Source organism: Melittangium boletus DSM 14713 (genome assembly GCF_002305855.1).
Classification (GTDB): domain Bacteria; phylum Myxococcota; class Myxococcia; order Myxococcales; family Myxococcaceae; genus Cystobacter; species Cystobacter boletus.
Genome location: NZ_CP022163.1, coordinates 4,500,522 through 4,524,476 on the forward strand (window position 1 = coordinate 4,500,522; position 23,955 = coordinate 4,524,476).

19 protein-coding genes are annotated in these 23,955 nt (G+C 70.6%); 11 read left to right on the plus strand and 8 right to left on the minus strand.

Features of this window, described 5'->3' with window-relative positions; genetic code table 11:
* Positions 1–89: 89 nt before the first annotated feature.
* The 3 genes from MEBOL_RS18970 to MEBOL_RS18980 all read right to left on the minus strand — a co-directional run bounded on the left by MEBOL_RS18970 (position 90) and on the right by MEBOL_RS18980 (position 4,025).
* Positions 90–1,952 (minus strand): serine/threonine protein kinase, encoded by a 1,863-nt coding sequence (locus tag MEBOL_RS18970; RefSeq protein WP_095978763.1) that lies wholly within the window; start codon positions 1,950–1,952, stop codon positions 90–92.
* Entirely contained in the window at positions 1,949–2,782 is an 834-nt protein-coding gene (locus MEBOL_RS18975; protein WP_095978764.1) for a DUF2381 family protein, read from the minus strand. The genes MEBOL_RS18970 and MEBOL_RS18975 overlap by 4 nt, the downstream gene beginning before the upstream one ends.
* Positions 2,783–2,930: 148 nt before the next feature.
* Positions 2,931–4,025 carry an alkene reductase gene (locus tag MEBOL_RS18980; protein WP_095978765.1) on the minus strand — a complete coding sequence of 365 codons (1,095 nt, stop codon included), beginning with the start codon at positions 4,023–4,025 and terminating at the stop codon, positions 2,931–2,933.
* 99 nt (positions 4,026–4,124) lie between these two features.
* Here MEBOL_RS18980 and MEBOL_RS18985 point away from each other — a divergent pair, with 99 nt between their 5' ends.
* The 3 genes from MEBOL_RS18985 (at position 4,125) to MEBOL_RS18995 (ending at position 6,153) form a co-directional block, all read left to right on the plus strand.
* Entirely contained in the window at positions 4,125–4,736 is a 612-nt protein-coding gene (locus tag MEBOL_RS18985; protein ID WP_095978766.1) for a TetR/AcrR family transcriptional regulator, read from the plus strand.
* Between the two features lie 84 nt (positions 4,737–4,820).
* On the plus strand, positions 4,821–5,075 hold the full coding sequence (locus MEBOL_RS18990) for a GlsB/YeaQ/YmgE family stress response membrane protein (protein WP_095978767.1): 255 nt from the start codon (positions 4,821–4,823) through the stop codon (positions 5,073–5,075).
* 340 nt (positions 5,076–5,415) lie between these two features.
* The gene (locus tag MEBOL_RS18995) at positions 5,416–6,153 is read left to right on the plus strand and encodes a carboxylesterase family protein (protein ID WP_095978768.1); all 738 of its coding nucleotides are present in this window, start codon (positions 5,416–5,418) and stop codon (positions 6,151–6,153) included.
* Between the two features lie 3 nt (positions 6,154–6,156).
* On the opposite strand, the gene MEBOL_RS19000 is transcribed toward MEBOL_RS18995, so the two are convergent.
* Entirely contained in the window at positions 6,157–6,741 is a 585-nt protein-coding gene (locus MEBOL_RS19000) for a GNAT family N-acetyltransferase (RefSeq protein ID WP_095978769.1), read from the minus strand.
* Positions 6,742–6,840: 99 nt separating this feature from the next.
* Between MEBOL_RS19000 and MEBOL_RS19005 the strand changes: the two genes are divergently transcribed.
* Together MEBOL_RS19005 and MEBOL_RS19010 are read left to right on the plus strand one after the other, a co-directional pair.
* Entirely contained in the window at positions 6,841–7,722 is an 882-nt protein-coding gene (locus MEBOL_RS19005; protein WP_095978770.1) for a 5'-3' exonuclease, read from the plus strand.
* Positions 7,723–7,763: 41 nt separating this feature from the next.
* Positions 7,764–8,222, plus strand: coding sequence for a group II truncated hemoglobin (locus MEBOL_RS19010; protein ID WP_095982867.1), 459 nt, complete (start codon positions 7,764–7,766; stop codon positions 8,220–8,222).
* On the opposite strand, the gene MEBOL_RS19015 is transcribed toward MEBOL_RS19010, so the two are convergent.
* Positions 8,219–9,274 (minus strand): hypothetical protein, encoded by a 1,056-nt coding sequence (locus MEBOL_RS19015; RefSeq protein ID WP_157775236.1) that lies wholly within the window; start codon positions 9,272–9,274, stop codon positions 8,219–8,221. The two genes, MEBOL_RS19010 and MEBOL_RS19015, sit on opposite strands and share 4 nt — an antisense overlap.
* A 180-nt stretch (positions 9,275–9,454) precedes the next feature.
* Here MEBOL_RS19015 and MEBOL_RS19020 point away from each other — a divergent pair, with 180 nt between their 5' ends.
* The 4 genes from MEBOL_RS19020 to MEBOL_RS19035 are packed head-to-tail and all read left to right on the plus strand — an operon-like array spanning position 9,455 to position 16,036.
* Positions 9,455–13,051 carry an NACHT domain-containing protein gene (locus MEBOL_RS19020; protein ID WP_157775239.1) on the plus strand — a complete coding sequence of 1,199 codons (3,597 nt, stop codon included), beginning with the start codon at positions 9,455–9,457 and terminating at the stop codon, positions 13,049–13,051.
* Between the two features lies 1 nt (position 13,052).
* Positions 13,053–13,811 (plus strand): DUF4184 family protein, encoded by a 759-nt coding sequence (locus MEBOL_RS19025; RefSeq protein WP_095978773.1) that lies wholly within the window; start codon positions 13,053–13,055, stop codon positions 13,809–13,811.
* 48 nt (positions 13,812–13,859) lie between these two features.
* Complete coding sequence (locus MEBOL_RS19030; protein ID WP_095978774.1) at positions 13,860–15,047, plus strand: RNA-binding domain-containing protein; 1,188 nt, start codon at positions 13,860–13,862, stop codon at positions 15,045–15,047.
* Entirely contained in the window at positions 15,044–16,036 is a 993-nt protein-coding gene (locus MEBOL_RS19035) for a ParA family protein (RefSeq protein WP_095978775.1), read from the plus strand. Before MEBOL_RS19030 ends, MEBOL_RS19035 begins: the two co-directional genes overlap by 4 nt.
* Positions 16,037–16,046: 10 nt before the next feature.
* On the opposite strand, the gene MEBOL_RS19040 is transcribed toward MEBOL_RS19035, so the two are convergent.
* Genes MEBOL_RS19040 through ptsP form a run of 3 tightly spaced genes read right to left on the minus strand, consistent with a single transcriptional unit; the run spans position 16,047 to position 21,682 of the window.
* Positions 16,047–17,855 (minus strand): PTS fructose-like transporter subunit IIB, encoded by a 1,809-nt coding sequence (locus MEBOL_RS19040; RefSeq protein ID WP_095978776.1) that lies wholly within the window; start codon positions 17,853–17,855, stop codon positions 16,047–16,049.
* Entirely contained in the window at positions 17,852–18,817 is a 966-nt protein-coding gene (gene pfkB / locus MEBOL_RS19045) for a 1-phosphofructokinase (protein WP_095978777.1), read from the minus strand. Before pfkB ends, MEBOL_RS19040 begins: the two co-directional genes overlap by 4 nt.
* The gene (gene ptsP, locus MEBOL_RS19050; protein WP_095978778.1) at positions 18,818–21,682 is read right to left on the minus strand and encodes a phosphoenolpyruvate--protein phosphotransferase; all 2,865 of its coding nucleotides are present in this window, start codon (positions 21,680–21,682) and stop codon (positions 18,818–18,820) included.
* Positions 21,683–21,820: 138 nt separating this feature from the next.
* Here ptsP and cra point away from each other — a divergent pair, with 138 nt between their 5' ends.
* The gene (gene cra / locus MEBOL_RS19055) at positions 21,821–22,804 is read left to right on the plus strand and encodes a catabolite repressor/activator (protein WP_095978779.1); all 984 of its coding nucleotides are present in this window, start codon (positions 21,821–21,823) and stop codon (positions 22,802–22,804) included.
* Positions 22,805–22,894: 90 nt separating this feature from the next.
* Entirely contained in the window at positions 22,895–23,947 is a 1,053-nt protein-coding gene (locus MEBOL_RS19060) for an LLM class flavin-dependent oxidoreductase (protein ID WP_095978780.1), read from the plus strand.
* The last annotated feature ends 8 nt before the right edge of the window (positions 23,948–23,955 follow it).

Consider the following 23,955-nt stretch of genomic DNA (forward strand, 5'->3'; position numbering starts at 1 on the left):
CTGTCAATTCAAGACGAGAGCGTGTCGTCGAGGGAAGAATTCACGCGCAGCGGCATTGGAAGATTCCGACCCCGTGTCGACTTGAGTTGTTAGAACTCAAGATCCACCTTCGCGTCGGGGTCCGCCACCTCGATCTTCGCCCGGCGTGCCCCCTCGGGGGGCTCGATAAAGGTCATGAACTGGGGGTCGTTGAGCACGACGCTGCCGGGACTGTGGTCCACCTTCGCCGGGTCCACGGGCGAAGCCGGAAACACCACCGCCTCGCGCGTCGGAATGCCGTACACATTCTCCGCCGTGCTGACCGCCGTGCCGCAGATGGGCAGCCACGTGCCATCGGATGCCTGGATGCGGTCGAATTGGATATAGACTCGCATCTTCGTGGTCACCGCCATGCCTTCGATCAGATAGGTGCGGCGGTCATTGTGGGGGTGCACGGTGGCCGAGACGGGACCGGCTTTGAGATTGAGGGGACCTCCTTGGTCGATAGGTATCTCCGATGATGCGGAGGTTCCCCCGCGGATATAGCTGCCGTACAGATAGGGCGTGGGACCCGTGGTGTGGAAGCCCAGCTTCTCTGGAGTGGCGCGCGCCTCGGCGGGGCACCGTTGGAGGTAGCTGACCAGATCCGGACGCACGGTGGGCGCGGTGGCACAACCCACCAACTGCGCCACGGTCAGTCCCACCAGGATCTGGATGCGCGAGCATCCGCTCGTGGGCGTCTCGGTCAGGAGGTCATGGGAGGAGAATGGCTCGTGGGTTGGGCGAGACTGCACGGAGTGTGCTCCTTGTTCGAGGCGCATGGGTAGGGTCGGCGCGGTGGTCTCCACGCGGTGGAGAAGTCCCCACCCTATCAACCCGAGCAATCCCATCCCGAGCGCCCACGTCAGAATTCCCCTCCGCCTGTGTCTCGTTCGCGGTGTCGCTCCGGTGGGTGCGGACTCCTCGCGCGGCATTTGAGCCACGCCCGTGTGTGTCGACACCAGAGCCCGCGAGTCCTCCATGGGTTCGGCCTTCTCGGCGGCGAGGATGAGGGGCGCCCTCCACGTGGGCGTCTTTCCCTCCGTCTGCCGCAGACGCTCCAGTTCCTCGCGTACGACGCGGACGCTCGGCGGACGCTGGGAGGGCTCCTTCGACAACAGGCGCAGGGTCAGGTCACACAGGGACGCGGGCGCCTCGGGATTGAGCCGCCGTGGGTCGGCCGGTGGCACGGTGAGGATGGCCGACAGCAGTTGTGCCAGGGGGAGCTTCGGATCGAAGGGATGGTGACCCGTCAGCGCCTCATAAAGAATGACGCCCACGGCATAGATGTCCGCGGACGGCCGGGCCTCGAAGCGGGCTCCCTTCTCGAGAACCGCCTTGCCCACCAGGAAGCGGACGGTCTCTGGGGGTTGGCAGTAGATCGTGCCCGGGGCGAGGCCCTCCGTCAGTGGACGCGCACACGGTAGATGGACGGCGCCGAAGTCGATGAGGAACGGCCAGTCGTCTCCTTCGCGTACCAGGATGTTCTCGGACTTGAGATCACGGTGGCACATCCCTCGCTCATGCATGGCTTCCAGTGGACGCAGGACCTCACACAGCACCCCCACCCACTGGAAGGGGGTGATGGAACCTGTCTGGCTCCAGTCGCCGAAGGTCGTGCCTGGGACATGGTCGGTGACGTAGAAGGAGTAGCCTGTCCTCGGCTGTGGCCATCGTCCCAACTCGTGAACGGGCAACAGGTTGGGATGAGAGAGGTGTTCCAGCGAGACCGCCTCCCGGCGCATCCATCCGTCCAGATGGTCCCCGTCATCATCCGAGGCGGGTTGAAGTGCCACCTTCACGGCGTAGCTCTGGCCCCTGTACTCCGCCAGGAAGACGATGGCGAAGCCACCCGTTCCCAGACGACGCACGAGGCGGTACTCCCGGATGTGATCTCCCGGGCGAAGCTGATTGGGGTGGATCGCCTCGCTCATGGTGTCGGCTTCGCGCGGCGCAGTGGGAACGAGATGCGTTCATCCGGAGTGCGATCGCCACTCACCCGCAGGGTCAATTGCTCGGCTCCATCCGGGAGCGAGGTCACCAGGGTGCGGTGTTGGACAGGTGATTCAGACGGCAAGGCGACGACCTGGAACATGGGCAACGTCACGACCTTTCCCTCCTTCATCACGGCGCACGGGAGAAGCTGCTGCTCCAGTGGAAGGGACGGTGGGAGGTCCCAGACCGCCAGCGAGATGAAGATGCGCTGCTCGATCCGAAGGACGGATTTGAGCCACAGGCGGGTACGTCCAATCACCACGAGTCGTTTCTTCGGCAGGGGGAGTTCGACCGCGCCCTCGGTCGATGAATTGAGGAGACGGGCCATGTCTCCCTCCGCTTTTTCGATAGGAGGAGGAGTCTGGTGGGGGATGAGCCGCACCTCCGCGTCCACCTCGTCCTCTCGCGAGTTGAGCGCGAGCTGGAGGGGCGCACCCGATTGAAGCGGGAGGATGAGGAGCGGGCGCTCTCCCGCGAGCACATCGGTGTTGGGCAGGATGATGAAGGAGGAGCCCTCCAGCGGAACGAGCCGGAAGCGTCCCCGCTCGTCCTGGATGCGCGGGCCCTCGGGGCCCATCGGGACATCCACCGAGATGACCGTGGCGGTGCCTCCCGCGACATGCAACTCGGGCGGCGTCCCATCCGCGGTCATGGGGACATGAAGGGTGCGGCTGCGAGACACGCGCCCGGTGGGCCGCTCCTGGGCCGCGGCCGGGCCAGACGCGAGGATGAGCGGCAAGAAGAGGGCAGAACAGAGGACGGAGCGCACGCGAGGCCTTCGCCGATGAAGGCGCGCAGGCTACCGGTGGCCGCTCCGCATGGGCAAGCTCAAGTCGACGTTCGAGGTCATGTCGGGAACGTGACTTCCCGAATCATTTCCTGTAGAGACATGCCAAGTTCCCCCGGATGTTCCTGGCTCAGCGCAGCGCCGGGTAGTCCGTGTAGCCCTTCTCCTCGCCAGCGTAGAAGGTGTTGAAGTCCGGCGCGTTGAGCGGGGACTGGTTGCGGAAGCGCTCCGGCAGGTCCGGGTTGGCGAGGAACGGCACGCCGTAGGCCACCAGGTCTGCATCGCCCCGGGTGAGCGCCGCCTCTCCGGCCGCCGCGTCGTAGCCGCCGTTGACGATGACGGTGCCCCGGAACACCTCGCGCAGCTTCGGGGTGATGCGCTGCTCGGCCGTCGGAATCGTCTTGCCCGACACGGCCTCGGTCACGTGGATGTAGCCCAGCCCCAGCGTGTTCAGCTCGCGCGCCATGTACGTGAACGTCTCGACCGGCGTGGAGTCCGACATGCCCGCGTAGGGGAAGGGCTGCGGCGAGAGCCGGTAGCCCACCCGCTTCGCCCCCCACACCCCGGCCACCGCCCGCGCCACCTCCAGCGGGAGGCGCGCCCGGTTCTCGATGCTGCCCCCGTACTCGTCCTTACGTTGGTTGGTTCCGTCGCGCAGGAACTGATCGAGCAGGTAGCCGTTGCTGCCGTGCAGCTCGACGCCATCGAAGCCCGCCGCCAGGGCGTTCTCGGCCGCGCGCCGGAACTGCTCGACGATTCCCGGAAGCTCCCGCGTCTCAAGGGCGCGCGGCGTCACCGTGCGCGTCTTGCCCTTGTGGGTGAAGACCTCCATGTCCACGGGGACCGCGGAGGGCGCCACGGGCAGCTCGCCGCCATGGAAGTCCGGATGCGAGACGCGCCCCACGTGCCACAGCTGGGCGTAGATGCGCCCTCCCGCCTCGTGCACCGCCGCCGTCACCTTCTTCCAACCCTCCACCTGCTCGGGCGAGTGCATGCCCGGCGTGCGGATGTACCCCACGCCCTGGGGGCTCACCTGGGTGGCCTCGGTGATGAGCAGGCCCGCGGAGGCGCGCTGCACGTAATAGGTGATGGCCAGGGGGTTGGGGACGTTGCCGTCCACCAGCGCCCGGCTGCGCGTCATCGGCGCCATCACGAAGCGGTTCTTGAGTTCCAGATCTCCCAGCTTATACGGCGTGAACAACGCTGCGTGCGGATGGGGCGCCATGTGAATTGCTCCGGGCCTGCGTTATAAAATGGGTGTTACCGATCGGTAACGGCAGAGAGATACCGACCGGTAACATCCATGTCAAGGCGAGGTGCACTCATGGCGGACACGGTGAAGGGCGGGGGGCGGAGCGAGCGCGTGGCACCGCGTGAGCGCATCCTCCTGGCGGCGGCGGACCTGTTCTACCGGCATGGGATTCGCGCGGTGGGAGTGGAAGCAGTGGCGGAGGCGGCGGGCACCAACAAGATGACGCTGTACCGGCACTTCGCCTCGAAGGACGAGCTGGTGGCCGAGTACCTGCGCCGGGCCGCGGCCACGTCGAACGAGAGCTGGGCGCGCTATGAGCGGATGCACCCGGGTGAGCCGTTCGAGCAGCTGCGCGAGTGGCTGCGGGAGATGTCGGAGCACGCGACGTGCGCGGACCAGCGCGGGTGCGCCCTGGCCAATGCCGCGGTGGAGCTGGCGGAGCGGGAGCATCCGGCCCGTCCGGTCATCGAGGCGTACAAGGTCGCGCAGCACGAGCGGCTCGTGGGGCTGGGCCGGGCCGCGGGGCTCGTGGAGCCGGAGCTGCTCGCGGACGAGCTGCACCTGCTGCTCGAGGGCGCCCGGGTCACCGCCCAGAGCGTGGGAAGGGAGGGCCTGTGCGCGCGGTTGGTGCGCATTGGCGAGGCGATGCTCGAGCGGCACCGTCAGGGCCTGCCGCTGCGCTAGCCCTCGCGCGCAATAGAACTCGCCCAGGCGCGTACTTCATGCACACTGGGGGCTTCACTCCTCATCAAGGAGAAGGAGGGCGCGATGTTCAGCCTGTGTGGGTGGATTGTCTTCGGTTTCTTCGCGGGACTCATCGCCCGCGCGCTCATGCCGGGCCGTCAGGCCATGGGCATCATCGCCACCACCCTGCTGGGCATCGCGGGCTCCTTCATGGGGGGCTTCCTCGCGTCGGTCATCGGCGGGGGCTCCTGGCGCGTCTTCCACGCGAGCAGCTTCATCGGCTCGGTGCTCGGCGCCATCGTGCTGCTCTTCCTGGGCAGGGTGCTCTCCAAGGCCTAGGCGCGCCGCCTCCCTCCCGGGCGGGGCGGCAAGCGAGAAATTCCAGAAAAAATATCGAGAATAAACCGGGACTCCAGTAGGTTGATAGCTCGCAGGCAGCGTTCATTCCCCTCCAAGGTGGCGTTTCTGGCTGCGGCTGGCCGCGCACGTCCTCGGGGGTCACCCCCCGGCGGGTCGAACCCCGAGGACGCGCGCGGCCGCACTTGGAGCCTGGGCGGGCCGCCCCGCGGTGCCCGAGGTGACGGATACGCAACCCTTGCCCGCATCGTTCACGCCAAGGCCATTCAGGCGCCAGGCGGGAGCGTTAACTTGGGGCCTTTCTCAGAAGATGAGGAGGCACATGGGCGCGGTGACACTGGCGCTGGTGGGGTGGTTGTTGGCGGGCACTCCGGAGGCGGGTTCCACGCCCCAGGGCGCGCCCGGCTCGTTCGTGGCGAAGTCCCTCACCGTGCGGGGCACGACGTACCTCTATTCGGTGTACCTGCCGGCCATGTACCGCCCGGGACAACGCTGGCCCGTCATCCTCGCGTTGCATGGGGCGAACTCGCGCGGCACCGAGGGCGTGCTGCCGCGCAACCAGCGTCTGGCGGAGGCGGTCCGCCAGTACCCGGAGCGCTATCCCGCCCTGCTCGTGCTGCCCCAGTGTCCGCCGGGGCGGGACTGGAGTGGGGACGTGGCCGATTTCGCCCTCCAGGCGCTGGAGCGCACCCTGGCCGAGTACGAGGGAGATGCCTCGCGGGTGTACCTGGCCGGGGAGCCCATTGGCGCTCACGGCACGGTGCGCTTCGCGGCGCGGGTGCCCGAGCGCTTCGCGGCCGTGCTCGCGGTGTCCGAGCATTCGGCGGACCGGAGCGTGGCGGAGCGGCTCAAGGGGGTGCCCCTGTGGATGTGGCATGGCGAGGCGGACAAGGAGGTGTCCGTGAGCGAGAGCCTCGCCTTCCTCCGGCTCATCAAGGCCGTGGGCAACACCACGGTGCGCTACACGGAGCTGTCCGGGCTCGGGCACGACATCTTCGACACGGTGTACCTCGACGAGGCGGTGAGCACCTGGCTCTTCGCCCAGCGGCGCGCCCACTAGCCCTCAGCGCTCCAGCGCCCCGGGGGCTAGCCGCGCGGTGAGGACATGGTCTCTCCAGCGGCCGTCGATGAGCACCGACTGGCGCGCGAGTCCCTCGACGCTGAAGCCCACCCGGTGCAGCACCGCGGCGCTGCGGTGGTTGTCCGGCAGGTGGTTGGCCTGGAGGCGGTGCAGCCCCAGGGGCCCGAAGGCGTAGTCGCACAGGGCGTGCACGGCCTCGCTCATCAACCCCAGGCCCTGGTGGCGCGCGTCCAGCCCGAAGCCCAGCTCCCCGCACTGCAAGGCCCCCCGGCGGATGTCGGAGAGGGACACACTGCCAATCACGGGGCCGAAGGAGGGCGGCGACTCGCGCGGCAGGAGGAAGAGGCGCAGGGCCAGGCCGCGCCGCCAGTCCTCGGCGTCCTGGGCCAGGCGCGAGCGCCACCAGGTGACGGTGAAGAAGTTGTCGGGGCGCGTGGGCGACACGGGGCCCAGGTGATCGCGGTTGGCGGTGTGGTAGGTGAGCACACGCGCGGCGGCGTCCGGAGGTAGCTGGGTCACGTACAGCCGTGGGGTGGTGAGGAGGACCTGGGAGGATTCCGGACGCATGGGGAACGGGGCCACGCTAGCGCGGGGCGGGCTCGTCCTGGCGCGCTTCATGGCCTCGCCGTTGACTGGTGGAGGGTCCACCTCCTACACCGCTGGCCCATGCGCCTGCACCTCGTCGATGGTACCTATGAGCTCTACCGCGCCCACTACTCCCCCCGGCCCGGTGCGAGCGCCCCGGATGGCCGGGATGTGAAGGCCACGGTGGGGCTCGTCTCCAGCCTGCTCGCGCTCCTGCATGACGCGGACGAGGCCGTCACCCACCTGGCCGTGGCCTTCGACAACCCCATCCGCTCGTTCCGCAACGAGCTCTTCGCGGACTACAAGTCCGACGAGGGCGTGCCCCCGGAACTGCACGCCCAGTTCGATGGCGCCGAGGAGGCGGTGCGGGCGCTCGGCGTCACCGTGTGGTCCATGAAGGAGCTGGAGGCGGATGACGCGATGGCCTCGGCCGCGGCGCGCTGGGCGGAGCGGGTGGAGCAGGTGCGGCTGCTCACCCCGGACAAGGACCTGGGGCAGTGCGTGCGGGGCCGCCGGGTGGTGCAGGTGGACCGCAAGCAGCAGAAGGAGCTGGACGAGGAGGGGGTGAAGGCGCGGCTGGGCGTGGCCCCGGCGAGCGTGCCGGACCTGCTGGCGCTCGTGGGGGACGCGGCGGATGGCATCCCCGGCCTGCCCGGCTTCGGCGAGAAGGGCGCCACGGCGCTCCTGTCCGCCTATGGGCACCTGGAGGCGATTCCCCCGGACGCGGCGGCGTGGACGGTGAGGCCCCGGGGCGCGGACAAGCTCGCGGCCACCCTGCGCGAGCGGCGCGAGGACGCGCTCCTGTACCGCCGGCTCGCCACCGTGGTGACGGACGCGCCGCTCCGCGAGTCCCTGGAGGACCTGGCCTGGACGGGCGTGCCCCGGGCGCGCTACCTCGCGTGGTGTGAGTCCCTGGGCCTCAACACGCTCCGCTCGCGCCCCAAGCGCTGGGCGGAGTCCTGAGCCCTGAAATGACCGAGCGGCACGAGAGGTTGAGCCACACCATGTCCACCGAGATGAAGCCCGTGGCGTTGAACATCCCTGGACCCGATGATGACTGGACGCCCAGCATGGAGGACATGCCCTTCCACCGGCTGGGCGGCGAGCCAGGCGTCCAGGCGCTGGCCGAGGCCTTCTACGACGCCATGGACGCGGAGGAACCGGCGCTCGCCCGGCTGCACGAGCTGGATGAACAGGGCCGGGTGAACCGGGGCACGCGCGAGCGCTTCGGCCTCTTCCTCATGGGCTGGCTCGGCGGCCCCCAGCACTACATGCAGCGGCACGGCCACCCGCGCCTGCGCATGCGCCATGGCCACCTGCCCGTGAACCTGGACCACCGCGACGCCTGGCTGCGCAGCATGCGGCGGGCCATGGACGCCCGGGGCGTGAAGGGCGGCGTGCGCCGGTTCCTGGACCAGCGCTTCGCCGAGGTGGCCGACTTCCTGCGCAACACCGAGGGCTAGAAGCGCAGCATCATGCCCGGGCCCGCCGTGAGCGAGTCCCCGCGCTCGCCCGAGCGCATGAACACCGGCACGGGCATGGCTTTGAAGGAATCGGCGCGCTGGGAGCGCAGCCGCCGTCCCGTGTGCGAGGGCGGATAGGCGTTGGGCTCGTCCGCGGTGGCCAGCAGGGTGATGACGAAGGTGGCCGCCACGCCGCCCATGGCCGACAGCGGCACCGCGGGGCCATCCGCGAGCGCCGTGCCCACCACCAGCAGCACCGCGCCCACGCCCAGCGGCAGCGCCGTGAGCTTGAAGACGCGGCTGGGCCGCAGCTCGAAGGGCACCGCGAGCAGGCCGCCAATGCCCATGCCCACGAGCGGCGCCACCAGCGAGGGCGCGAGGTTGATGCGATCCTTGCCCTCGTTGGCCAGGGCGACCGTGGCCTGGGTGAGCCCCGTCAGCACGAAGGCATAGAGCGCGCTCATCGCCACCAGGGACGTGTCCCCGTCGCTCACGTCGCCCACGGGCGCGGTGGCCGCGAGCACGCCGATGATGCCCAACTGGGTGGTGAGCAGGGCGGTGACGGCGCGGCTCTTGTCGCTGAGGTTCGCCTGGGTGCCGTAGCCAAAGCCCGCCAGGAAGCCGAGCGCCGCGCCCGCCGCGGACAGCGCGGCCTCGTTGCGCTCCACGGGCACGTAGTACTGGTACACGGCCGCCGCCGTGCCGAGCGTCAGGCCCGTCACGACGCCGCCCACGTACGCTCCGTTGCGGTTCTCGAGCGAGTGCCCATAGAAGGCGCCCGTCACCGCGCCGCCAATCAGCTCCGTGAAGATGAGCAGCAGGCCGCCCTCGCCACTGGAGAACCGGCTGTAGCGGCTATAGCGCTCGGCGCGCTCCCCCGGCGTCTCCACGGGGCCCTGGCTCGGAGGCGGGGGCACGTATTGGGGCGCCGGCACGGGCGCCGTCTGCTCCACGGGAGGCGGGACATAGGCCGGTGTCGGCTGTTGCTGCGCCCTCGCGACACCCTGCACGCCCAACAGGCCCAGACACATCAAGGAAACGGCAAGCCGCATAGACACGGGTCTCCTGTTCATTCCGAGAGCGACAACATGGGTCGTGTCGCGGGAGCGCGCACCGCCTACCCCCCCACACTTCCTCGCCTGGAGGGGCACCCCACTGTTGGCTGCCGTGCACGAGCGGCCCCGACTGTCGGCGGGTGGAAAGACGCGCCCGCCGTGGCACGATGCGGCATCATGAAATCTTCCTCGGCCCTGGGCCCGTTGCTCGTGAGCGCCGTGTGGCTCGTGCTCGCCGGGGACGCGCGGAGCGAGGCGCCCCCGGCTTCCGTCGAGGCGTCCGTCGAGGGCTACTGGTTGCGGCCGTTTCCCCGGGGCAGCCGGCTGGCGCCCTGCGCGCATGGCGACCATGTCTGGGTCTGGACGCCGCAGCGCCCGGGACTGTGGCTCGTGGACTCGGATGGGCGCGAGCTCGCCTCCGTGTCCCTGGGGGGCGCGGGCCCCTGGGACGAGGACGTGTGGGTGGTGGACGTGGTGCCCTCGGCCAACCCCGAGCGCGCCTGGGTGCACGTGCAGGAGCGCGCGCCCATGGTCGGCAAGGTGGTGAGCACCGTGTACGCGGTGGACCATCGCGGCACGCTCGAGCGGTTGCCGCTGCCCTTCCATGACATGCAGCTCGCGCCCTCCGAGGGCCGGGAGCGGCTGTGGATCGTCCCCACGCTCGACGTGCGCTCGCTCTGGGTGTTCGACGCGGCGGGGGGCACGCGGGAGGTGGCCCTCGCCGCGTCCGGACAGCCGCTCGCCACCGTGGGGCAGGTGGTCCCCGTGGGAGACGGCCGGCAGGGCTGGCTCGTGCTGGACCAGAGCCTCTACCAGGTGGATCTGCTCGCGCGCGCGCCCTTCAACCCCAAGCCCCTGCGCTCCCGGGACGTGAAGGAAGTCATCCCCACCGCCAGGCCCGGCGTCGCCTGGGTCTTCACGCGCACGCCGGGCAAGACGGGCACGCAGCTCGTCCGGGTGGGACGCGAGGGCGTCCGAAGCCTCGCCGCCTCGATGTCCGGCGAGGTGCAGCGGCTCTACTCCCCTCCGAGCGGGGAGCGCTTCTGGCTCGCGCGGCCCTCGGAGCCGAGCATGGCCTCCTCCTCGCTGTTGCTCTCGGACGCCGAGGGCCAGGAGGTGGGGCCGGGCGTGGAGGTGCATGGCCGTTACACCTTGGAGTACGCGCCGGACGGGCACGTGTGGCTGAGCGATGAGCAGCGCGTGTACCTCCTCGGGGAAGAGGGGGACGTGGTGGCGCGGAGCGCGGACTCGCTCGGGGGCGTACGGCTCGTGCCCGTCTCGGCGGAGCGCGCGTGGGCGGTGACGCGCTCGGGCACGGTCCTCCTGCTCGGGGTGTCGGGCCGGGACATCACCGTGACGTCGTCGATCGACACGGGCCTGCGGGCCCTCCGGCTCCAGGCGCGGGACGAGCACGGGGGATGGGTGCTCTCGGACGAGGGGACTCGGCTGCACCGGCTCACGCGAGGGCCAGATGGACTCACGCTCACTCCGGTGCTCGAGGGCGTGAGCCTGGGCGAGGTGCTGCCCATTCCCGGCACGGCGCGCTTCTGGCTCGCGGGCACGCCGCGCGGCTACGTCTACGGCCCGGCCGCGGAGGTGCGGCGCGTGGAGGTGGGCTTCGCGGGAGGCGCGCGGCTCGAGCGGAGCATGGACGGCGCGGTGACGCTGGCGGGCCGCCTCGAGGCGGGCACGCCGCTGGAGTCCCTGGTGCTCGACTGGCCCGGACTCGCGGAGGCGGAGGCGGCGGGGCGCTCGCTGCGGCTCGACCTGTACGCGGAGGGCGGCGAGCGGGTGGGGCAGGGCGTGCGGCGCTTCTCCGACCCCCTGGGCCCTCTCTTCCAGTGGACGGAGCCGCCGGGCGACGCCGAGCAGCGCTACCGCGCCGTGGTGTCGCACGAGGTGGAGAACGGCACCCGGCTCACCGCCGTCTTCCAGAACGTGCCCTTCGGCGTGCCGTTGCTCGAGCGGGTGTGGGTGCGCACGGCGCTCGCGTGCCTCGCGGTGACGCTGCTGCTCGTGCTGCCGCTCTTGCTCCTGCGTCCCGCGGGCATGTCCCGGAGGTGGTTGCCGCTGGTGGCCTACACCGCGTCGCTCGTGGGCCTGGGCGGCGGCGAGCTCCTGGGGCTGTTGGGCGGGCTGCGCGTGCACCTGCCCACGGTGGTGGCCGTGATGGCCGCCGAGCTGGTGCTGTGCGCGGGCCTGGGCCTCGTGTCTCCGGCCGTGTTCCGCCGGCTTGCCTTCACGCACCCGTTCTCCTGGGCCGCCGCGCCGCTCCTGCGCTGGCCGGCCTTCCGCCGCCGCTTCTTCGCGGGCCATGTGCGCCAGGTGCTCCGCCGGGTGGACGTGGCCTCGGCCCAGGCCAACGGCGAGGTGTTCGTGGACCTGTCCGCGCACGTCATCGAGCACTCCGCGCCGGGCATGCCGCCCTCGGCCTCGGAGCGCACCGCGAAGGAGTTGGCCCTGCTGCTCACCCACGAGCGCGCCCACCTGCTCATCCAGTGCGCGGGCGGCCGGGGCAAGAGCGCCCTGCTCCGGCAGCTCGTGCGGCTGTCGCTCGCGCACTTCGTGGAGCGGCCCGCCTCGCCCCTGCCCGTGTTCATCGATCCGGCGGCGGAGGACCTGGAGGCCGCCGCCAAGGACGCGCTGCGCGAGCTGGGCCTGCCCGAGCCCCTGCGCGACGCGCTGCTGGAGTCCGGGGACTTCTTCCTCGTATTGGACGGCCTCACCGAGTCGAAGCTGTCGCCCGAGGCCCTGCGCCGCTACCTGGAGCGGGAGATGGGCCTGCACGCGCCGTTGCTCCTGTCGGCCCGGCCGAACGAGTCCTACCGCACGGCCATGTCCCACGCGCTGCGCTGGATGGCGGTGGAGCCCAAGCGCCTGGACGAGGACGGGCTCGTGAGCTTCCAGGCCGCGTATCCAGGGCCGGACGGCAAGCCCGCGGAACTCTCGGGCGCGCTGCGGCACATCTGCCGGGGGCGCGCGGCGGATGGCACCTATGTGCCCCTGCTCGTGCGGCTGGCGCTGCGCTTTGGCGGTGGGGGCGTGGACAGCGTCATCAACCTCTACCGCGCCGTCTTCGCGGGACTGCTCAAGACGGACCCGGACGACGCGGCCACCTCGGAGATGCTCGCGTTCGCGGAGACGCTGTGCCTGGACAGCTACTGGGCGCACCGCCATCGCCTGCTCGTGTTCCGCGACAGCCCCGACGAGGCGAAGCTGCGCCGGCTCCTGGACGCGGGGCTGTTGGTCCCCGCGGACGCCCGGCCCGGGCCGGTGCCCACGCACGTGCGCTTCTTCCACGACTCCATGCAGAGCTACCTCACGGCCCGGGCGCTGTTCGCGCGGTACGCGGCCAAGGCGCGCTGGGACTGCCTGTGGCGCGCGGCGGGTGAGCCGGGCTTCGCGCGCGAGCAGTCGGACCTCATGACGGAGGCGGGCTCGGAGCTGTTCCAACTGTGCACGTATGTCTTCGGCCACGACGCGCGGCTGCGCTCGGAGCTCACTCGGCACCTGGAGCTGTGCGCCGAGGCCAACGACGAGCGGCTGACCAAGGAGGGCATCCTCGCGGCGCTGCCGGAGTCGCTGCGGAACGCGGCGCGCAAGTCGGGGCGGAAGCTGGGGCCCGGAGCGCTGCTGCGAGAGGCCACGCGCGTGTGCATGGAGCACCCCGAGGGGGACGCGCTCTTCCTGCTCTACGCGCGCATCGCACCGCTCGCGTGGCCGTGGCGGCCCGACGAGGCGCCCGCCGAGGACTCCCGGACGGACGCGGCCTGACATGCCGGTGACCCTGCCCGCGCACGCGGCCGCGATCCTGCCCTTCTGGCGCCACTTCCCGAGCGGCTGGGCGCGCACCGCGCTCGTCGTGGGCGCGTGCACGCCGGACCTCTCCTATATCTACCTGCTGCGAGGCAGGTACCTGGCCCACCTCTTTCCGGACTGCCTCCTGTTCGGAGTGCCCGTGGGGCTTGGGGTGCTGGGGGTGTTGGAAGGGCTCGTCCTGCCCGCGCTGCGGCGGGCCCTGCCCGAGTGGCGGGGCGTGCAGTGGGGCCGCTTCGCGGTGGCGTCCCCTCCGCCCCGGACGGTGCTCGCGTGGGGGGCCGTCGGGGTGGCGCTAGTGCTCGGTATCTGCACCCATGTGCTTTGGGACGGCTTCACCCACCGCACGATGTGGCCGGCCCGGGGACTCTACGGCGATGTGACCGTGCCCCTGGGGAGCCGGGAGCTGCCGCTCGCCCGCGTCTTCCAACACCTCTCCTCGGGAGTTGGCTCGCTCGTGGTTCTCGGAATGATGGCGAGGCGCTATCGCCACCTGGAGCCCGTGCCGGGGGGCTCACGAGTGGACTTCCTGTGCCTGCTCGTGCCCTTCGTGGCGGGCGCCTGCATGGGGCTCGCGTGGCGGCTGGTCCACTACCAGGACATGGGCGCGCTGGAGGCCCAGGTGTGGTGGGCGTTCTGGCCCACGGTGACGGGCGCCCTCCTGGGACTCACGCTCGGATGCGTGCTCGTGCGGTGGTGGGGGTGGCGGGATCGTTGACCCCCCGGTATTGCCTCCCTATGGTCGTTCTCAAGGTGAGGAGGCGTGATGCTCAGGGTCGAGGAACTTGAACGCTTGCTGGCGGACCTGGAGTCACACCGGGTCGAGCGCAAACAGGCGCTGACCGACCCGGAAAAGATACGCCAGGCGATCTGCGCCTTCGCCAATGATCTGCCGGGCACGGGGCTGCCAGGCTACCTGTTCATTGGCGTGGACGACTCGGGCGTGCCGGTGGGGAAGCCCGTGACGGACCAGCTCCTGCTGACATTGGCGGACATGCGCTCGGATGGAAACATCCTCCCACCCCCTCGCCTCCACGTGGAGAAGGTCGACCTGCGCGGAAGCCCCGTGGCCGTGGTCGAGGTTCAGCCCTCCGATGCTCCTCCCGTGCGGTTCAAGGGGCAGGTCTGGGTCCGAGTTGGACCGCGTCGCGCCACCGCCACGGCGGAGGAGGAGCGCAGGCTGTCCGAGCGAAGCATCGCCCAGGCGCGCACGTTCGACCAGCGCGCCTGTCCTGGCGGGCGGCTGGATGATCTCCTCACGGACACCATCCTCAACGACTACCTTCCCCGCGCCATCGCGCGGAGCGTTCTCGCCGAAAATCACCGGAGCCTGGAGGAAAAGCTCGCCGCTTTGCGGCTGTTCGATCTCCGCCGGGGCGAGCCGACGCATGCCGCGATCCTCCTGTTTGGAAAGAATCCGCTCGAGTTCGTGCCGGGCGCCTACGTCCAGTTCGTCCGTTTCGATGGGGATTCGCTGACGGACCGGGTGCAGGATCAGAAGGAACTGAAGGGCAATCTGTTCACCACCCTGACGCAACTCGACACGCTCCTGCCACTCCAAGTCCGGACGGCGCGTGTGCAGGGTCCAGGACTGGTGGCCGAGGACAAGCCAGATTACCCGCTCATCGCCATCCGGGAACTGGTGCTCAATGCACTGCTGCATCGCAACTACGAGGGCACCAGCGCGCCTGTCCGGCTCAACTGGTTTCAAGGCAAGGTGGAGATCCACAGCCCTGGAGGGCTCTACGGTCAGGTGACGCCGCAGAATTTCCGCCGCGTGAGCGACTATCGCAATCCCGTGCTCGGAGAGGCCATGAAGGTGCTCGGCTATGTCGAGCGCTTCGGGGTGGGGATCGCTCGGGCTGAAGCCGCCTTGGCCGCGAACAACAACCCTCCCGCGGAGTTCGCCATCGAGCCGACCCACATGCTGGTGACACTCAGGGCCTCACGGTGAAGACGATTGCTTTCGTGAGTTCGAAGGGGGGCGTTGGGAAGACGACCCTTGTCTATCATCTGGCGCACATGCTGCCGCGCATCGGCTACCCGACGCTCGCGGTGGATCTGGATCCGCAAGCGGCCTTGTCATCCATGTTCTTCGAGGAGACTCAGCTCGAGGCAGCGTGGGAAAAAGGGCGGGGGACGGTTTTCTCTTGTGTCGCTCCGCTGCTGCGCGGTTCGGATGAACTCGCGTTGCCCGAGCCCACTCCTCTTTCGGATTCCCTGTGGGGCCTGGCGGGTGACCCCGCTCTCTGGCGCCTGGAGGGAATCCTGGCGAACGCCTGGGTGAATGCCCGCACGGGGAATCGTCTCGCGCTCAAGATCCTCTCCAGCTTCGCGCAGGTCGTGAGAATGGCTGGTGCCTCCACGAAGAGCGCGGTGGCCCTGCTTGATTTGGGCTCGGGACTGGGAGCACTCAATCGCACGGCGCTGCTCGCCGCGGATTTCCTGGTTCTTCCTCTCGCCGTGGATACCCTTTCGTTACTGGGTCTTCGGGTCCTCGGCCCGACACTGAGGGAGTGGCGCGAGGAATGGCGTCAGTTACGTGAGTCCGCTCAGGAACTCCAAACGGATGTCCCCGATGGAAGCATGTCCCCAGTCGGGTACATCATGGTTCGAACCAATGTCTACGGTGGGCGTCCGCATCGCTCCCACGCTCAAGTCCTTGGCCGGGTTCCTTCCAGCTACGCGGAGGACGTCCTGGGCGAATCGTCGACGGCCCGCTCCGTGGACGAGGACCCGAACTGTCTGTCGCTTCTGCGCAACTACTACAGCCTGATGTCCATGGCCTGGGATGCGCGGAAACCCATGTTCGATTTGTCGCCGTCGACGGGGGCGATGGGGAGTTACACCCAGCTGGTTCACCAATGCCGGGACGACTTCGAGGCCCTGGCCCTGCGGATGGCGGAGAGATGTGGCCTGACGAAGCCTTCGTTCGATTCGTGAGGCCTCGTTCCTACCCGACCGTCGCGCCTTTGCTCCAGCCCTTGCCCTGGGTGGGCGCAGAGGCCCCCGGCAGCTCCACCTTGCCCGTCTTCACCAGCGCGTAGGCCACGCCCGTGACGAGCGAGCCCACGGAAATGGCGAACAGGTACGCGAGCACGTGGTTCACCGCGTGGGGGATGAGCAGCACGAACAGGCCGCCGTGCGGCGCCATGAGCTGCACGCCGAAGTACATGGACAGGGCACCCGTGAGCGTTCCCCCGAGCAGGCTCGTGGGAATCACGCGCAACGGGTCCTTGGCCATGAACGGAATGGCGCCCTCGGAGATGAAGCACAGGCCGAGCACCATGGCCGCCTTGCCCGCCTCCCGCTCCGGCTTGGAGAACTTGTTGCGCGCCAGCACGCTCGCGATGCCCATGCCGATGGGCGGCACCATGCCCGCCGCCATGATGGCCGCCATGGGCCCGTAGGTGCTCTCGGACAGCAGGCCCACGCCAAAGGCATATGCCGCCTTGTTGATGGGGCCTCCCAGGTCGAAGCACATCATCGCGCCGAGCACCGCTCCCAGAAGCAGCGCGTTGCCGGTGCCCATCGTCTTGAGGAACGTGGTGAGCGAGGACATGAGCGCCGCCACGGGCGTGCCCACCACGTAGATCATCACCAGTCCCGTGATCAGCGTGCCCGCGAGCGGGATGATGAGGATGGGTTTGAGCGCTTCCATGCTGGGGGGCAGCTTGACGTAGCGGCTCAAGGACTGGGCCATGTAGCCCGCGAGGAAGCCCGCGATGATGCCGCCGAGGAAGCCCGCGCCCAGCGTGCTCGCCAGATAGCCGCCCACCATGCCGGGCGCGATGCCGGGCCGGTCCGCGATGGAGTAGGCGATGTAGCCCGCGAGCAGCGGCACCATCAGCTTGAACGCCGCGCCGTTGCCAATCTCCATCAGCGCCGCCGCGAGTGAGCCCTTGTCCTCGAAGGCCTCGAGGCCGAACACGTAGGACAGCGCGATGCTCAGGCCGCCCGCCACCACCATGGGCAGCATGAACGACACGCCCGTGAGCAGGTGTTTGTAGAGGCCCGCCGCGCCGCCCTTCTCCGCCGGGGCCGCCGCGGGCGCGCTGCCCTGGGCGCCTTCCAGGACCTGGGCCTTGTCCAGCGCCTCGCGCAGGGTGGCCTGGGACTTCTTCAGCGCGGCGCCCGTGGAGGTGCGGAACACGCGCTTGCCCACGAAGCGCGAGGTGTTCACCTCGATGTCACACGCGAGGATGACCACGTCCGCCGCGCGGATCTCCTCGGGGGTCAGCGCGTCCTGCGCGCCCACCGAGCCCTGCGTCTCCACGCGCAGGGGATAGCCGAGCGCCTTGCCAGCCTGGGTCAGGGCCTCGGCCGCCATGAAGGTATGGGCCACGCCGGTGGGACAGGCGGTGACGGCGACGACGCGGGGCGTGCCTCCGGCCGTGGACTTGGGCTCCACGGGCGCGCCGGCCAGGGCCGGGGTGGGGCTCGAGGCCGGGCCGTGGAGGCGGGCCTGGGCCTCGGCGCGCGCGAGGAACGCGGCCGGGTCGGGCAGGGCCTCGGAGATGGGGGCCTGGTAGAGCCGCTTGCCCGCGAAGCGCGAGAGGTCCACGGGGGCGCTCGCCGCGACGACGACGAGCGAGGCCGCGTCGATCGTGGCCGCGTCCACGGGCTTGAAGGGCGCGAGCTGGCCGTGCATCTCCACGGAGGCCGTCCAGCCGCGCTGGGCCGCGGCGCGCTCGAGTCCCCGGGCCGCCAGGAACGTCGTGGCCACGCCGCTCGGACAGGCGGTGATGAGAATGACGTTCATGGGTGGGTCTCCCCGGTGTGTGGATCCGTGCTCAGGTCGCGAACGTGGGTGGCGCGCAGCAGTTGCTCGAAGTCGGGAGCATCCGGCTCGCCCACGCCGATGTGCCGCACGGACTCGGCGGCGAGCGCCGTGGCGAAGCCCAGGCCGCGCTCGCGCGTCCAGCCGGAGAGCACGCCGTGCAGCGTGCCCGCGAGCAGCGTGTCCCCCGCGCCCACGGTGCTCATGACGGAGACCCGGGGCGGCGTCGCGGCCAGGGCCTCGCCGCGCGACGCCCAGAGCACGCCTTCCGCGCCGAGCGACAGGAGCACGTCGTCGATGCCCTCGGCGTTGAGCCGCAGGGCCGCCCGGAGCTGGGCCTCGGGGGTGTCGAGCGGATGGCCCGCCCACTCGGCCAGCTCGATGTCGTTGGGTTTGACGCCGGTGGGCCGCGCGGCGATTCCCGCCACCAGCGCCGCGTCGCTCGTGTCGAGCCAGACGGGCACCTGCCGCGCGCGGACGCGGGTGATGAGCTCGGCGAGCATGGACGGGGTGACGCCCGGCGGCAGGCTGCCGGAGATGGCCACCGCGTCGAGCCCGGGCAGCAGGGACTCCAGGCGCTCGAACAGGGCCTCCAGCGCGGCGGGGGGGACGCGGGGGCCCGGCCCGTTGAGGTCCGTCACGCGGCCATCGGGCTCGGAGAGCTTCGCGTTGATGCGCGTCTCGCCGGGGATGCGGATGAAGGCGTCCCCCAGGCCGCAGGTGGCGAAGGCGCGCACGAAGGCGGTCTCGTTGTCCTCGCCGAGCAGGCCGGACACGGTGACGTCATGTCCCAGCCGGGCGAGCACGCGCGCCACGTTGATGCCCTTGCCCGCGGCGTCGAGCCGGGTGCTCTGGGTGCGGTTGACCTCGCCCAGCCGCAGGGGCCCGGTGCGGATGGCCAGGTCCAGGGCGGGGTTGAGGGTCAGGGTGAGCACGCGGGCCATTCAGGCGGTCTCCAGGGCTTCGCGCACCGCGGCGGCGGTGGGCTGTTTCAGGGCGAGCGCGGCCAGTTCCCGGGCGCGCGGCAGGGTCAGCTCGCGGATGCGGGCCTTGACGAGGGGGACGCGGCGGCTGCTCACGGACAGCTCGTCCACGCCCAGGCCCACGAGCACGGGGATGGCCTGGGGATCCGAGCCGAGTTCTCCGCACACGCCCACCCAGCGGCCCTCGGCATGGGCGGCCTCGACGGTGAGGCGGATGAGGTGGAGCACGCTGGGGTGGAGGGCGTCGGACTGAGCGGACAGCTGCGGGTGGCCGCGATCGATGGCGAGTGTGTACTGGGTGAGGTCATTGGTTCCGATGGAGAAGAAGTCGGCTTCCTTCGCGAGCGAGGGGGCCAGCAGGGCGCAGGAGGGTACTTCGATCATCACGCCGAGCTGCACGTCGGCGGCCTTCACCTGGGCCTGTACCCGGTCGAAGAGGGCCTTGCCCGCGCGGAACTCCTCGATGTCCTTCACCATGGGGAACATGATGCGGACGGGGCGTGTGCCCGCCGCGGTCAACAGGGCGCGCAGTTGCGTTTCGAGCACCTCGGGCCGGGTGAGTGTCAGGCGGATGCCGCGCACCCCGAGGAACGGATTGTCCTCCTGGGGCATGGGCCAGTAGGCCAGGGGCTTGTCGCCTCCGACATCGAGCGTGCGCGCCACGAGCGGACGGCCCCCGAGCGCGTCGAAGGCCTTGCTGTACTCGGCGATCTGCGTGGCCAGGTCCGGCTCCTGGGGGTGGGCCATGAAGACGAACTCGGTGCGCAGCAGGCCCACGCCCTCGGCGCCGCGCTCCACCGCGTCCGCGGCATGCGCGGTGCTGCCCAGGTTGGCGGCGACCTCCACGCGGTGCCCATCCTGGGTGCGCGCTTCCTCGTGACGCCGGCCGTGAGCCGCCTGGCGCAGGGTCTCCTGCTCCGCGATGCGCCGCTCGGTGCGCTGACGGCGCGCGGTGCTCGGCGCGGCGACGAGCCGGCCCAGCTCTCCGTCCACGATGAGCTCCACGCCGGAGGTGAGGGCCATGACGCGCTCGCCCGCGCCCGCCACGGAGGCGATGCCGAGCGCCCGGGCGAGGATGGCGCTGTGCGAGGTGGCTCCGCCTCGCACGGTGACGATTCCCCGCACCTTGGCCGTGTCCAGCCGGGCCACGTCGGAGGGGCCCACGTCCTCGGCCACGAGGATGTAGGGGTGCTCGGGGGGCGTGGGCATCTCCACGCCGCACAGCAGTCCGAGCACGCGGCGGCCCACGTCGCGCAGGTCCGCGGCGCGCTCGGCGAGGAGCCGGTCCGCGAGGGATTCCTGGGCGCGCGCGGCGGTCTCGATGGCGCGCCACCAGCCCGCCTCGGCCGACGCGCCCTCGCCGATGGCCTCCGCCGCGGAGTCGCGCAGGGCCGGGTCCTCCACCATCTCCAGGTGGATGGCGAGGATTTGAGCGACCTCGCCGCCCACGGTGCGCTGCACCAGCGCGCCGAGCTGCTGCCGGGCGCCGAGCAGCGCGTTCTCCAGGCGCGAGCGCTCGCGGGCGGCGTCGTGGGCGCGCTCGGGGTAATGGAACTCGAGAGGGCGCACCACGTAGGCGGGAGCGATGGCGAGGCCGGGCGCGGCGGGGACGGCCGTCAGGGGCTCGTCGGCGGGAGGCGGCGCCGGGGGCGCCTTGGGCACCACGGGGAGGGGGCGTGGAGCGGAGACTTCGTGGGCCTCGTCCAGGGGCGTCACGGGCTCGCCGAGGCCCCCGCGCACCGCCTCGACGAGCGCCGACACGGCCTTCGCGGCGCCTTCTCCCTCGGCGGAGAACACCAGCGTCTGGCCGCGCCGGGCTCCCAGGCCGAGCACCTTGCTCAGGCTGGTGACGGAGACCGCCTCGGTGCTGCCCTCCAGGAGGCGGACGCGCACGGGCAGGGACTGTTGCCGGGCCGTCTGCACCAGGACTCCGGCGGGACGCGCGTGCAGACCATGGGCGTTGAGCAGCCGCACCCGGGCCGTCTCCGCCCTGGCCGATTCACCCGCCAGCCGGGACAGGACTTGCTCGGCGGGCAGGCCGTGGAGCTTCGTGCCATCCCCCCGGGCGATGAGGCCATCCAGCCGATCGAGCAGGGGCCGGTGTGCGTCTCCCTGGGCGGCCAGGCAGAAGACTCCCGTGACGTCTCCGCCCTCGTCGTGCAGGCGCTTGTCCGGGGTGGCCAGCGCGAGCGCCGGGGTGAAGACGCCCGTGGTGCCGAACACGAGCCACAGCCCCTGGCCCAGCGGCACCGGCTGCTGGCCGGCGATGGCGGCGACGAAGCCCGCGTCCACGCAGCCCACGTGGCGCAGTCTCGCCGCGGCCGAGAGCGCCAGCTCCAGCCGATCCTTCGCGGGCAGGCCCAGGCAGAGCGTGTCCGCGTCGAGCCGCGCCGTCACCGGCAGGCGGGAGAGCGCGGCGATGATCTCCTCGGGGCTCGTGGCGCCCGCGAGGGATTCGGCCACGCCCTCGCGCTCGAGCACGTGGGTGAGCTGGCGCAGGATGTCCAGGTGCTCATCGGACTGCGCGGCGATCGTCACCAGCAAGTTGACGCGCGAGCCGTCATGCCAGGAGACGCCTTGGGGGAATTGCAACACCCGCACGCCCGTGGCCCGCACGAATCGTCGGCTGTCCGGGGTACCATGAGGAATGGCGATTCCCTTGCCCAGATACGTGGACGACTGGGCCTCCCGGGCGAGCAACCCCTCGCCGTACTCCGGCGACACTCGGCCCGCCTCGACGAGGGACTGGGCGGCTTGTGCCAGCGCGCCTCTCCAGTCAGCGGCCTGGCAACCCAGACGGACATCCTCTCGGGTCAGCATTAGCATCAGTCGAGGTCTCCTTGTGCCACTCTTATAATCATTGGGCTGAATCGTGTCACCTATGGGGTTTAATAGTCGAATGCCACCCCGAATTTCCGGTCCGATGGCGAGCCCGATGAGGGTGACCGAAGTGAGGACGTCTCGATGACACTGACGGATATCGCCCGCCTGGCGGGGGTTTCGAGGACCACGGCCAGCTATGTGCTCAATGGGCAGGCCGAGGCGCGGCGCATCAGCGCGCAGACCGCGGCGCGCGTCATGGCGGTGGTGGAGCACCACAACTTCCGCATCGACGCGCAGGCGGCGGCGTTGCGGCGGGGCGCCAGCCGCACGCTCGGGCTCATCGTGCCGGACCTGGAGAACGCCAGCTACGCGCGGCTGGCCAAGCTGTTCGAGCGCGGTGCCCGGCGCGAGGGCTACCAACTGCTCATCGTCGGCTCCGAGGACGATCCCGCCACGGAGCGCGAGCTCGCGTTGATGTTGCGCGCGCGGCGCTGTGACGCGCTCATCGTGGCGAGCGCCCTGCCCGCGGAGGATCCTTTCTACGCGGGGCTGATGACGTCCGGCCTGCCGGTGGTGGCGGTGGACCGCGCCTTGGATCCCTCGCGGTTCGTCTGCGTGGTGAGCGACAACGCTCCGTCCGCCGAGGTGCTCACGCGCTCGGTGCTCGATGAGAAGACCCAGCGGGTGGCGTGGCTGGACGCGGTGGCCTCGGTGGGGGTGACCCACGAGCGGCGCGAGGGCTTCCGGCGCGCCGTCCAGGGGCGGGTCGCGCACGTGCACGAGCTGTCCGGGCCCCGGTACGATCGGGAGACAGGGGCGCGCATGATGCGCGAGCTGTTGGGTGCCCATGGTCTGCCGGACGCGCTCGTCACGAGTTCGTTCACGCTCATGCAGGGAGTGCTCGATGTGCTGCTGGAGCAGCCCGGGGGACTGCCCCGGACGTTGCGCATGGCGACGTTCGGAGACGACCGCCTGCTCGACTTCCTGCCGGTGAAGGTCAACTCGCTGCCCCAGCAGCACGAGCGCATCGCCGAGGTGACGCTGGCGCGTGCGCTGGAGGCCATCCGGGGCTCCTACGCGCCCGGCTGCGAGGTGGTGGCCCGCGAACTCAAACGCCGCGACTGAACGCCCGTCCGGCGGGCGGGATGTCGTTGCCCGGCGCACCGGGGACCGTTAGGCAAGGGGCTCGCACGGTACGCGCTCCCAGGATTCGCCATGCCCCTTCTCTCGGTCCTCGATCTCTCTCCCATCACCCAGGGCGCCGACGCCTCGACGGCCTTTCGCAACACGCTGGACCTGGCGCGCCACGCCGAGCGCTGGGGCTACCACCGCTACTGGCTGGCCGAACACCACAACATGACGGGCATCGCCAGCGCGGCGACGGCGGTGGTGATTGGCCACGTGGCGGGGGGCACCTCGACCATCCGCGTGGGCTCGGGCGGCATCATGTTGCCCAACCACGCGCCGCTGGTCATCGCCGAGCAGTTCGGCACGCTCGCCTCGCTCTACCCGGGCCGCATCGACCTGGGGCTCGGGCGGGCGCCGGGCACGGATCAACGCACGGCCCAGGCGCTGCGCCGGACCCTGATGGGCGGCCCGGATTCCTTCCCGGAAGACGTGCTCGAGTTGCAGTCCTATTTCCGTCCGGCGGTGCCCGGCCAGGCGGTGCGCGCGGTGCCCGGCGCGGGCCTGGACGTTCCCATCTGGCTGTTGGGCTCGAGCCTCTTCAGCGCCCAGCTCGCCGCCGCGCTCGGCCTGCCCTTCGCCTTCGCCTCGCACTTCGCGCCGGACCACATGCGCTCGGCGATCGACCTCTACCGGAGCCAGTTCCGGCCCTCGGAGGCGCTGGCCCGGCCCTACGTCATGCTCGGCGTCAACGTCTTCGCCGCCGACACGGACGCCGAGGCCCGGCGCCTCTTCACCTCGTTGCAGCAGCAGTTCGTCAACCTGATGCGCGGCACGCCGGGGCTCCTGCAGCCGCCCGTGGACAGCATGGAGGGGCGCTGGACGGAGCTGGACCGGGCGCGGCTCGAGCACATGATGTCCTGCTCGTTCGTCGGCGCGCCGGACACCGTGCGCCAGGGGCTGGAGGGCTTCCTGCGGCGCACCGGCGCGGACGAGCTGATGGTGACGGCTCAAATCTATGACCATGCCGCCCGCCTGCGCTCCTTCGAGATCGTCGCGGGCCTGCGCGACAGCCTCGGGGCCGCTCTGGGGACGGCGCCTGGCGCGTCGCGCGAGGCGGCGCACCCGGGACGGACCGTGTAGAGTGCCTG